Consider the following 12,133-nt stretch of genomic DNA (forward strand, 5'->3'; position numbering starts at 1 on the left):
AACGAAAATGAGTGTATTTGTTGATAAAAATACAAAAGTAATCGTACAAGGTATTACAGGGTCTACAGCCCTTTTCCATACTAAACAAATGTTAGAATATGGTACACAAATCGTAGCAGGTGTGACACCTGGTAAAGGTGGTCAAGTTGTAGAAGGTGTACCTGTATACAACACAGTAGAAGAAGCGAAAAAAGAAACGGGTGCGAACGTATCAGTGATTTACGTACCTGCACCATTTGCTGCAGATGCCATTTTAGAATGTGCGGATGCAGAATTAGACTTAGCGATTTGTATTACAGAACACATTCCTGTTATTGATATGGTTAAAGTGAAACGTTATTTAGAAGGTAAAAAGACACGTTTAATTGGTCCAAACTGTCCAGGAGTCATCACTTCTGATGAAACAAAAATCGGTATTATGCCAGGATATATCCATAAAAAAGGTCATGTAGGCGTAGTATCTCGTTCTGGTACATTAACGTATGAAGCAGTGCATCAATTAACTGAAGAAGGCATTGGTCAATCAACAGCTGTAGGTATTGGTGGCGACCCTGTAAATGGTACGAACTTTATTGACGTTTTAAAAGCATTCAATGAAGACGATGATACACATGCAGTGGTAATGATTGGTGAAATTGGTGGTACAGCTGAAGAAGAAGCAGCAGAATGGATTAAAGCCAATATGAAAAAACCAGTTGTAGGCTTTATTGGTGGTCAAACAGCACCTCCAGGAAAACGTATGGGTCATGCTGGCGCAATTATTTCTGGTGGTAAAGGTACTGCGGATGAAAAAATCAAAACGCTTAACGCATGTGGTGTTAAGACTGCAGATACACCTTCTGAAATCGGTTCTACATTAATTCAAGCTGCCAAAGATGCAGGCATTTATGAACAATTATTAACGGTAAAAAAATAAGTGTAGAAATATTTAAGGATGGAGCCAAATAGGTTCCATCCTTTTTGTATATTTAGCGCTTTGTTAGAATGATGAATATATTTTTTAAGCCATATCCCTAATCGAACTAATAAATGACTCTATAATCAATTCGGAATTCTAATTTTAATCCTTTTTTTAGACACATTATAGAACATATGAATACGATACAATTGTTTTGAGGTGACACAATTGTGCTATTAGAAAATTTAATTAAATTGCGTTATGCAGGTTTTACGACACAGCAACTTTATCGCATTTTTAAGCGACCTATTGACGTTTTGTCATCAGACATCACACCTATTTTGCATCAATATATTACGAACCAAAGTCCTTCTTCGTTACGATTAAAACTCCAAACATTTCATACATTAAGTGCTTCTAATATTTTACAACAACTCCGTCACGATAACATTTTTCCAATCACTCTATTAGATGAGCAATTCCCAACCCTTTTAAAAGAAATTTACCAACCGCCACTTTTATTATTTTGTAAAGGCGACCTCTCATACGTTACCGCTTCAAAGTACAAACTCGGCATAGTGGGTGCACGTGACTGTACGCTTTATAGCGAAAAAGCTGTCAATTATCTTCTTCAAGAGATGAAACATGCGCCTTTAATCATTGTATCTGGTCTTGCGAAAGGAACAGATGCACTTGCGCATGATTACGCGCTCAAATATTCATTACCTACAATAGGTGTGTTAGGGTTTGGGCATCATTATCATTATCCTTCAGTAACAAAATCACTTCGACACACAATTGAAATGAACGGACGAGGATTAACTATCAGTGAATATCATCCCATGACGCCACCCGCAAAATTCCGTTTTCCTGAACGTAATCGTATCATCAGTGGTCTGAGCCATGGCGTTCTAGTTACAGAAGCAAAAGAGAAAAGTGGTGCACTTATCACGTTAGATCAAGCATTAGAACATAATCGAAATGTGTATGTACTCCCTGGATATATGTTTAATAAACACACAAAAGGTAATATGATGCGTATTAAGGAAGGTGCTGAAATTGTACTTTCAGCAGCAGATATTTTGAAAGATTTGAATACGTCAATTCAGTGAACTTGATCATAATTAAATACAAAAGATTGACAAATATAAAATTTACAGTTTATCATTTATCTTTGTAAACAGAAATCGCAAGGGGGGAACTGCTTTGGCAGATAATCTTGTCATCGTTGAATCGCCTGCAAAAGCTAAAACGATAGAAAAATATTTAGGAAAAAAATACAAAGTTGTTGCATCGATGGGGCATGTGCGTGATTTGCCTCGAAGTCAAATGGGTGTCGATGTTGACGATAACTATGAACCTAAATATATTACCATCCGCGGTAAAGGGCCGGTCGTTAAAGATTTAAAAAGATATGCTAAAAAGGCGAAAAAAGTTTTTCTAGCAAGTGACCCCGATCGTGAAGGTGAAGCGATTGCATGGCATTTAGCTCATATTTTAGAATTAGAAGACAGTAAAGAAAACCGTGTCGTATTTAATGAAATCACTAAAGATGCGGTAAAAGAAAGCTTTAAAAATCCAAGAGGCATTGAAATGGAACTCGTCGATGCGCAACAAGCACGACGTGTATTAGATAGACTCGTAGGTTATAATATCTCTCCAGTATTATGGAAGAAAGTAAAAAAAGGACTTTCAGCTGGACGTGTTCAATCTGTTGCACTTAGATTAGTTATTGATCGAGAAAATGAAATTCGCAATTTTAAACCTGAAGAGTATTGGTCGATTGAAGGTGAGTTTAGACATAAGAAATCTAAATTCACGGCCAAGTTTCTTCATTATAAAGGGAAGCCATTTAAACTTTCGACTAAAGAAGATGTTGATACGATTACGAAAGCGCTAAATGGTAATGAATTTGACATCACTAATGTGACTAAAAAAGAAAAAATAAGAAAACCGGCGAATCCGTTTACAACTTCTACGTTGCAACAAGAAGCAGCACGTAAATTGAATTTTAAGGCACGTAAAACGATGATGGTGGCGCAACAATTATATGAAGGTATTGATTTAAAACGTAAAGGTACGATTGGTTTAATTACGTATATGCGTACAGATTCAACTCGTATTTCTAAAGATGCGCAAGCTGAAGCTAAAACTTTTATTCAATCAGAATATGGCGACGCTTATTTAACGAAGTCTGTATCTAAGGGTAAACAAGGCGATCAAGACGCGCATGAAGCAATCCGTCCTACAAGTACAATGCGTACACCGAACGAAATGAAACCATTTCTTACTCGAGATCAATACCGTTTGTATAAATTGATTTGGGAACGCTTTGTAGCGAGTCAAATGGCTCCAGCAATTCTTGATACGGTAGCTGTAGATTTAACACAAAATGACGTGAAATTTAGAGCGAACGGGCAAACAATAAAATTTAAAGGGTTTATGACACTTTATGTTGAAACGCAAGATGATAAAGAAAAAGAAAAGGAAAATCGTTTGCCTGAACTCAAAGTAGGAGATCAAGCACTCGCAACTAAAATTGATCCAGCTCAGCATTTTACGCAACCACCACCAAGATATACTGAAGCACGTCTCGTTAAAACTTTAGAAGAACTTAAAATTGGTCGACCATCGACGTATGCACCTACCATTGATACAATTCAAAAACGTAATTATGTTAAAAGTGAAAATAAGCGTTTTGTACCAACAGAATTAGGAGAAATCGTTCACGAGCAAGTAAAAGACTATTTCCCAGAGATTATTGATGTTGATTTCACAGTGAATATGGAAACATTGTTGGATAAAATTGCCGATGGTGATATCGCATGGAAAAAAGTAGTAAGCGATTTTTACAACAGCTTTAAACAAGATGTCGCACGTGCAGAATCAGAAATGGAAAAAATCGAAATCAAAGATGAACCTGCGGGTGAAGACTGTGAAAAATGTGGCAGTCCAATGGTAATTAAAATGGGACGTTATGGTAAATTTATGGCGTGTTCGAATTTCCCTGACTGTCGTAATACAAAAGCAATTGTAAAACCTATTGGTGTCACTTGTCCTAAATGTAAGAAAGGTGACGTTGTAGAGCGTAAATCTAAGAAAAACCGCGTGTTTTATGGTTGTAGTGGTTATCCTGAATGTGATTTCGTCACGTGGGATAAACCTGTAGGACGTGATTGTCCTAAATGTAATCATTATTTAGTTGAGTCTAAAAAAGGACGTACTTCACAAGTTGTATGTTCTAATTGCGATTATAAAGAGAAAGTTCAAAAATAAGGAGGAAATCGTATGACGACAGTTAATGTCATCGGTGCAGGATTAGCTGGTTCAGAAGCTGCTTTTCAATTAGCTGAACGAGGCATTCAAGTGAATTTATATGAAATGCGCCCTGTTAAACAAACACCAGCGCATCACACAGATAAATTTGCAGAACTTGTATGTTCAAATTCTTTGAGAGGGAATGCTTTAACGAATGCAGTAGGTGTATTAAAGGAAGAAATGCGACGTTTAAATTCGTTAATTATTGCGGCTGCAGATAATGCGCGTGTACCTGCTGGAGGTGCGTTAGCAGTTGATCGTCACGATTTTGCAGGATATGTTACTGAGACGTTGAAGCAACATCCTAATGTCACAGTAAAAAATGAAGAAATTACTTCTATTCCAGATGGTCCTACAATTATTGCAACCGGTCCTTTAACGACCGAACCACTTGCAAAAGAAATTGTTGCGTTAACTGGAGAAGATCAATTGTATTTTTACGATGCTGCAGCACCGATTATTGAAAAAGATTCTATCGACATGGATAAAGTCTACTTAAAATCAAGATATGATAAAGGTGAAGCGGCCTATTTAAATTGTCCAATGACGGAAGAAGAGTTCAATCGCTTTTATGAAGCAGCATTAGCTGCAGAAGTTGCACCTAGTAAAGACTTCGAGAAAGAAAAATATTTTGAAGGTTGCATGCCTTTTGAAGTCATGGCAAGTAGAGGACCAAAAACATTATTATTTGGCCCTATGAAACCAGTGGGCCTAGAAGATCCTAAAACAGGGAAACGCCCTTATGCAGTTGTTCAATTAAGACAAGATGATGCGGCGGGTACGTTGTATAATATTGTAGGCTTCCAGACACGACTTAAATGGGGTGCGCAAAAAGAAGTGATTCAATTGATACCTGGCCTAGAAAATGTCGATATTGTTCGTTATGGTGTGATGCATCGTAATACGTTCATTAATTCTCCAGAAGTGTTGACAGATACGTATGAATTTAAAAATAGACGAAATTTATTTTTTGCTGGACAAATGACAGGTGTTGAAGGCTATGTTGAAAGTGCAGCTAGTGGCATGGTTGCAGGGATCAACTTAGCGCATCGTCTTCTTGATAAAGGGGATGTCACATTCCCTAGAGAAACAATGATTGGTAGTATGGCGTATTATATTTCTCATGCTAGTAACAACAAAAATTTTCAGCCAATGAATGCTAACTTTGGATTAGTACCGGCGCTTGATACACGCATAAAAGATAAAAAAGAACGCTATGAAACATTAGCAAATCGCGCCTTATCGTATTTGGATAACTTTAAACATACGTTATAAAAACAAAATAATAAATTGGCAAAATAAGCAAAATTTAGATAACTACGACAATTTAATGTTTTATTTATGCAGTTCCCCTTGTCATTATGCTACAATGCTAATGATGGAGGGGTTTTTACTTTGGAACATATCCAGTATCAGTTTTTATATATGTTAAAGCGCGAACGATTTTTTTCTGAACACACGCTTAAAGCTTATGAGGATGATTTAAAACAATTTAATCAGTTTTTACAGCAAGAAGGACTTTCATTACGTGAATTTGAGTATCGTGATGCACGAAATTATCTTGCAATGTTATACAATCAAGGGTTACAGCGCACAACTGTTTCAAGGAAAATTTCAACGTTACGTACATTTTATAATTTTTGGTTAGCACAAGATGCCACAATAACAAATCCATTTGTGCAACTTGTACATCCAAAAAAAGAGACGTACTTACCTTCATTTTTTTACACAGAAGAAATGGAAGCTTTATTTAAAACTGTTGAGGAAGATCCGAAAAAAGGGAGACGTGATCGCGTCATTCTCGAGCTTTTATATGCCACGGGAATACGTGTTTCTGAATTAGTTGATTTAAATATTTCTGATGTTGATGTATCGATGTGTGTATTGAAAGTAATGGGGAAAGGAAGCAAAGAGCGCATAGTTCCTTTCGGTGAGTTTTGTAGACAAAGTATTGAAGACTACCTTGAGCACTTTCAACCTGTTCAAGGTCAAACTCATGGTAAATTAATTGTGAATTTAAAAGGAGAACCGATTACTGCAAGAGGCATCAGGTTTATATTGAATGAAATCGTCAAAAAAACGGCCGGAGTATCGTCAATACATCCACATAAGTTGAGGCATACCTTTGCGACGCATATGCTTGATGCTGGCGCAGATTTAAGAACGGTTCAAAGTTTATTGGGACACGTTAATTTATCAACAACGAGCCGTTATACACATGTATCCAATCAACGTTTGAGAAATGTTTATTTAAATGCACATCCACGTGCTAAAAAAGGAGAGTAGTTTATGAGTTCTTCAATTCATGCGACAACAATTTACGCTGTAAGACATAATGGCAATGCAGCAATGGCGGGTGATGGTCAAGTAACACTTGGTGAACAAGTGATTATGAAACAGACCGCGAAAAAAGTTAGACGTTTATATCAAGGTCGTGTTATTGCTGGTTTTGCAGGAAGTGTTGCAGATGCATTCACATTGTTTGAAAAGTTTGAAGGTAAACTGCAACAATATAGTGGGAACTTAGAACGTGCAGCAGTAGAACTTGCAAAAGAATGGCGTGGGGATAAACAACTACGTCAGTTAGAAGCGATGTTAATAGTCATGGACAAAGATTCCATCTTAGTTGTTAGCGGAACTGGTGAGGTTATTGCACCAGACGATGATTTGATAGCTATTGGTTCCGGCGGAAATTATGCCTTGAGCGCAGGACGTGCTTTAAAACGCCATGCAACACATTTATCAGCTCGTGAAATGGCATACGAGAGTCTTAAAGTAGCTGCTGATATTTGCGTATTTACAAACGATCACATTACAGTGGAAGAATTATAACGGAGGTTCAAACCATATGGATCAAAATGCCATTAAATATACCCCTAAAGAAATTGTAGCAAAATTAAATGAGTATATTATTGGACAAGATGAAGCGAAAAAGAAAGTAGCGATTGCGCTTAGAAACCGTTATCGTAGAAGTCTCTTAGAAGATGAGGTCAAACAAGAAATCGCTCCTAAAAATATATTAATGATGGGACCAACGGGTGTTGGTAAAACCGAAATTGCACGCCGCATGGCTAAAATTGTCGGCGCACCATTTATTAAAGTAGAGGCGACTAAATTTACCGAAGTCGGCTATGTGGGGCGCGATGTGGAAAGCATGGTAAGAGATCTTGTAGATGTTGCAGTCCGACTCGTTAAAGAAGAAAAGAAAAACGCAGTTAAAGACGAAGCAACCGCAAAAGCTAATGAACGTTTAGTGAAATTGTTGGTGCCTAGTAGAAAGAAAAAAGCATCTCAATCGTCTAGTAATCCACTTGAATCTTTGTTTGGAGGCGCGATTCCAAATTTTAGTCAACCTCAAGAAGAGGAAGAAGAGCCACCTACAGAAGAAATTAAAACAAAGCGTTCAGATATTAAAGTGCAACTTAAAAATGGACAACTTGAGAATGAAAAAGTACGTATTAAAGTTGAACAAGATCCTGGTGCATTAGGTATGATGGGGAATCAACAAAATGAGCAAATGCAAGAAATGATGAACCAACTGATGCCTAAGAAAAAAGTTGAAAAAGAAGTTCCTGTAAAAACCGCACGTAAAATTTTAATCGATGAGTACGCTGAAGAGATGATTGATCATGAAACAGCAAACCAAGAGGCATTACAATTGGCTGAACAAATGGGGATTATCTTTATCGATGAAATTGATAAAGTTGCGACAAATAGTCAGTATAGCGGTGGGCAAGACGTTTCAAGACAAGGTGTACAACGAGATATCCTTCCTATCCTTGAAGGTAGCGTGATTCGTACGAAATATGGTACCGTTAGTACGGAACATATGTTATTTATAGGTGCAGGCGCCTTTCATGTATCTAAGCCAAGTGATTTGATTCCAGAACTTCAAGGAAGATTTCCAATTCGCGTAGAACTTCAAAGTTTAACAGTTGAAGATTTTGTCAATATTTTAAAAGAACCAAAACTTTCATTAATTAAACAATATGAAATGTTGCTTCAAACGGAAGAAGTCACTGTTAATTTCACAGACGACGCGATTCATCGTTTAGCTGAAATGGCTTATCACGTGAACCAAGAAACTGATAATATTGGTGCTAGACGATTACACACAATTTTAGAGAAAATGTTAGAAGATTTATCATTTGAAGCACCAAATATGCCACACGCACATGTAGATATTACACCTCAGTACGTAGACGAAAAGTTAAAATCAATTTCTACAAACAAAGATTTAAGTGAATTCATTTTATAAAAAGGAGAAGAGACATGGGTTTATTATCTAAAACGAGAGAACTAAGTAGTTTATTACAAAAACATAAAGGGATTTCAGTTGATTTTAAAGATGTTGCACAAACAATCAGTAAAGTAACTGTAACGAACGTATTTATCGTTTCACGACGAGGTAAGATTTTAGGTTCAAATTTAAATGAATTGCTCAAAAATGAGCGCATTATAAAAATGTTAGAAGAGCGTCACGTGCCAGAGGCATATACAAGTAAATTAATGAACGTACATGAAACATCTTCAAATATTACAATCGACAATGAACTTTCAGTTTTCCCACCTGAAAATGAAGAACTTTTTAAAGATTCTCGTACAACGATTTTCCCAATCATTGGTGGTGGAGAACGCTTAGGTACTTTAGTACTTGGTCGTGTTTCGGACGATTTTGGTGAAAATGACCTTGTTTTAGGTGAATATGCAGCTACAGTTATTGGAATGGAAATCTTACGTGAAAAACATAATGAAATCGAAACAGAAGCGCGTGATAAAGCAGCGATTTCAATGGCTATCAATTCGTTATCGTATTCAGAAAAAGAAGCAATTGATCATATTTTTGAAGAACTTGGTGGTAAGGAAGGTCTGCTTATTGCATCCAAAGTGGCAGATCGTGTCGGTATTACGCGTTCAGTCATTGTGAATGCTTTACGAAAACTGGAAAGTGCCGGTGTCATTGAATCACGTTCATTAGGTATGAAAGGTACATTTATCAAAGTTAAAAAAGTAGCATTTTTAGACGAATTGAAACGTTCAGAGTAATAAATACTAGTTGCATCTAATATCACTTTGTGATATATTTATATGTGGCTATGAGAAAGTCAAAACACACACGTGACGCCAATATACAAAAGGGTGCGACATCACGTCGTTTTTGTATTAGCGCATGTGGAGGATAATAACCAATAGGAGGAATTTTAATCATGGCAGTAATTTCTATGAAACAATTACTTGAAGCTGGTGTTCACTTCGGTCATCAAACACGCCGTTGGAACCCAAAAATGAAAAAGTACATCTTCACTGAAAGAAATGGTATTTATATCATTGACTTACAAAAAACAGTGAAAAAAGTTGAAGAAGCATACAGCTTCATCAAACAAGTATCTGAAGAAGGCGGTAAAGTCTTATTCGTTGGTACTAAAAAACAAGCACAAGAATCAGTAAAAGCTGAAGCAGAACGTGCAGGTCACTACTACGTTAACCAAAGATGGTTAGGTGGTATCTTAACAAACTACAAAACAATTTCTAAACGTGTAAAACGTATTTCTGAAATTGAAAAAATGGAAGAAGACGGTACTTTTGACGTACTTCCTAAAAAAGAAGTTGTAGAACTTAAAAAAGAATATGACCGTTTAATCAAATTCTTAGGCGGTATTCGTGATATGAAATCTATGCCTCAAGCATTATTCGTTGTAGACCCTCGTAAAGAGCGCAACGCAATTGCTGAAGCACGTAAATTAAACATTCCTATCGTAGGTATTGTTGACACTAACTGTGATCCAGATGAAATCGATTACGTTATCCCAGCGAACGACGATGCGATTCGCGCGGTTAAATTATTAACTGGTAAAATGGCTGATGCGATTTTAGAAGGTCAACAAGGTGTTTCTAATGATGAAGTTGCTGCAGAGCAAAACATCGACTTAAATGAAGAAGAAACGTCAACTGAAGAAACAGAATCAACTGTTGAGTCTAAATAAATAGAATCTTAAAATGAGGTCTAAAGATAGTTTTCTTGACCAGGCGGAATCGATATAACTCTTACATCGACAACGCAATTTTAAGTATACAAGCATTTTAAGGGACTAGGACAACAATATGTCCCAGCCCCTTTTTTTAAAATATAATAAGACATGATATTGGAGGAATAGTGATGGCAATTTCAGCTAAACTTGTTAAAGAATTACGTGAAAAAACTGGCGCTGGTATGATGGATTGTAAAAAAGCGCTTCAAGAAACTGATGGGAACATTGATAAAGCAATTGACTACTTACGTGAAAAAGGTATTGCTAAAGCAGCTAAGAAAGCAGACCGTATCGCAGCAGAAGGTATTACACATGTTGAAGTGAAAGGTAACGACGCAGTTATCGTAGAAATCAACTCTGAAACAGACTTCGTTGCACGTAATGAAGGTTTCCAACAACTTGTTAAAGAAATTGCTAACCAAATTCTTGAAACGAAAGCTGAATCTGTTGAAGCTTTAAATGAAACAACACTTCCAAATGGTAAAAAAGTTTCTGAACATATGAACGAAGCGATTTCAACAATCGGTGAAAAATTAAGCTTACGTCGTTTTGAATTACGTACAAAAACTGACAATGATGCATTCGGTGCATATTTACACATGGGTGGACGTATTGGTGTACTTTCAGTTGTTGAAGGTACAACTGATGAAGAAGCAGCTAAAGATGTTGCAATGCACATCGCTGCAATTAATCCAAAATACGTTTCTTCTGACCAAGTAAGTGAAGAAGAAATCAACCACGAAAGAGAAGTATTAAAACAACAAGCACTTAACGAAGGTAAACCAGAAAACATCGTTGAGAAAATGGTTGAAGGACGTTTACGTAAATATTTACAAGAAATTTGTGCAGTTAACCAAGACTTCGTTAAAAATCCAGATCAAACTGTTGAACAATTCCTTAAATCAAAAGGTGGTCAATTAGTAGACTTCGTACGTTACGAAGTGGGTGAAGGTTTAGAAAAACGTGAAGAAAACTTCGCTGATGAAGTTAAAGGACAAATGAAATAATAGACACGGTTTATTATGAGAAAGAAGACACCTTTTGTGTCCTCCTTTGCATGACTTCAATAAAAGCATATTGAAGCCGTGTTAAAGGAAGATACGTCTTGTGTCTTCTTTACTTGTATTGTTTTACATAAAACGAATAGAGAGGTTATTATAATGGCTGAAACTTCAAAATATAAGCGAGTAGTTTTGAAACTAAGTGGTGAAGCACTGGCAGGAGATAAAGGATTTGGTATTAATCCAATCATTATTAAAAGTATTGCACAACAAGTGGCAGAAGTAGCGAAAATGGATACAGAAGTCGCTGTCATTGTTGGTGGTGGCAATATTTGGCGCGGTAAAACAGGTAGTGATTTAGGAATGGATCGCGGAACTGCTGACTATATGGGGATGCTTGCAACAGTAATGAATGCATTGGCATTACAAGATAGCTTAGAACAATTAGATTGTGATACACGTGTGTTAACGTCAATTGAAATGAAACAAGTTGCAGAACCTTATATTCGTCGACGTGCCATTAGACATTTAGAGAAAAAACGTGTCGTCATTTTTGCAGCAGGAATTGGTAATCCTTATTTCTCAACAGACACAACTGCTGCATTGAGAGCAGCTGAAGTAGAAGCAGATGTCATTTTGATGGGTAAAAATAATGTAGACGGTGTATACTCTGCAGACCCAAAAGTAGACCCAAATGCGGTTAAATATGAACGCTTAACATATTTACAATTATTGCAAGAAGGCTTACAAGTAATGGATTCAACAGCCTCTTCATTCTGTATGGATAACAATATTCCGCTTAATGTGTTCTCAATTATGGAAGAAGGAAACATTAAACGTGCTGTTTTAGGTGAAGAAATCGGTACAATTATTACAAAATAATCTAG

11 protein-coding genes are annotated in these 12,133 nt (G+C 36.6%); all 11 read left to right on the plus strand.

Annotated elements, in window-relative coordinates; genetic code table 11:
- Positions 1-7 precede the first annotated feature (7 nt).
- The 11 genes from sucD to pyrH all read left to right on the plus strand — a co-directional run bounded on the left by sucD (position 8) and on the right by pyrH (position 12,128).
- The gene (sucD, locus tag G8Y85_RS02105) at positions 8-916 is read left to right on the plus strand and encodes a succinate--CoA ligase subunit alpha (RefSeq protein ID WP_037564699.1); all 909 of its coding nucleotides are present in this window, start codon (positions 8-10) and stop codon (positions 914-916) included.
- A 212-nt stretch (positions 917-1,128) separates the two neighbouring features.
- Positions 1,129-2,010, plus strand: coding sequence for a DNA-processing protein DprA (gene dprA / locus G8Y85_RS02110; protein ID WP_165805370.1), 882 nt, complete (start codon positions 1,129-1,131; stop codon positions 2,008-2,010).
- A 94-nt stretch (positions 2,011-2,104) separates the two neighbouring features.
- Positions 2,105-4,174 (plus strand): type I DNA topoisomerase, encoded by a 2,070-nt coding sequence (gene topA / locus G8Y85_RS02115; RefSeq protein WP_060550903.1) that lies wholly within the window; start codon positions 2,105-2,107, stop codon positions 4,172-4,174.
- A gap of 12 nt (positions 4,175-4,186) precedes the next feature.
- Positions 4,187-5,491 carry an FADH(2)-oxidizing methylenetetrahydrofolate--tRNA-(uracil(54)-C(5))-methyltransferase TrmFO gene (gene trmFO, locus G8Y85_RS02120; protein WP_060550904.1) on the plus strand — a complete coding sequence of 435 codons (1,305 nt, stop codon included), beginning with the start codon at positions 4,187-4,189 and terminating at the stop codon, positions 5,489-5,491.
- A 120-nt stretch (positions 5,492-5,611) separates the two neighbouring features.
- Positions 5,612-6,502, plus strand: a complete 891-nt coding sequence (xerC, locus tag G8Y85_RS02125; protein ID WP_060550905.1) for a tyrosine recombinase XerC — start codon at positions 5,612-5,614, stop codon at positions 6,500-6,502.
- 3 nt (positions 6,503-6,505) lie between these two features.
- Positions 6,506-7,048, plus strand: coding sequence for an ATP-dependent protease subunit HslV (gene hslV, locus G8Y85_RS02130; protein ID WP_060550906.1), 543 nt, complete (start codon positions 6,506-6,508; stop codon positions 7,046-7,048).
- Positions 7,049-7,064: 16 nt separating this feature from the next.
- The gene (gene hslU / locus G8Y85_RS02135; RefSeq protein ID WP_107371076.1) at positions 7,065-8,474 is read left to right on the plus strand and encodes an ATP-dependent protease ATPase subunit HslU; all 1,410 of its coding nucleotides are present in this window, start codon (positions 7,065-7,067) and stop codon (positions 8,472-8,474) included.
- A gap of 14 nt (positions 8,475-8,488) precedes the next feature.
- On the plus strand, positions 8,489-9,262 hold the full coding sequence (codY, locus tag G8Y85_RS02140) for a GTP-sensing pleiotropic transcriptional regulator CodY (protein ID WP_103346163.1): 774 nt from the start codon (positions 8,489-8,491) through the stop codon (positions 9,260-9,262).
- 161 nt (positions 9,263-9,423) lie between these two features.
- Positions 9,424-10,200: a 30S ribosomal protein S2 gene (rpsB, locus tag G8Y85_RS02145; protein WP_037564683.1), complete on the plus strand. Its 777-nt coding sequence runs from the start codon at positions 9,424-9,426 to the stop codon at positions 10,198-10,200.
- Between the two features lie 170 nt (positions 10,201-10,370).
- Positions 10,371-11,252 carry a translation elongation factor Ts gene (gene tsf / locus G8Y85_RS02150; protein WP_171509145.1) on the plus strand — a complete coding sequence of 294 codons (882 nt, stop codon included), beginning with the start codon at positions 10,371-10,373 and terminating at the stop codon, positions 11,250-11,252.
- 153 nt (positions 11,253-11,405) lie between these two features.
- Positions 11,406-12,128, plus strand: coding sequence for a UMP kinase (pyrH, locus tag G8Y85_RS02155; protein ID WP_037564679.1), 723 nt, complete (start codon positions 11,406-11,408; stop codon positions 12,126-12,128).
- Positions 12,129-12,133 lie beyond the last annotated feature (5 nt).

The organism is Staphylococcus sp. 11007852 (assembly GCF_011394325.1).
Classification (GTDB): Bacteria; Bacillota; Bacilli; order Staphylococcales; family Staphylococcaceae; genus Staphylococcus; species Staphylococcus agnetis.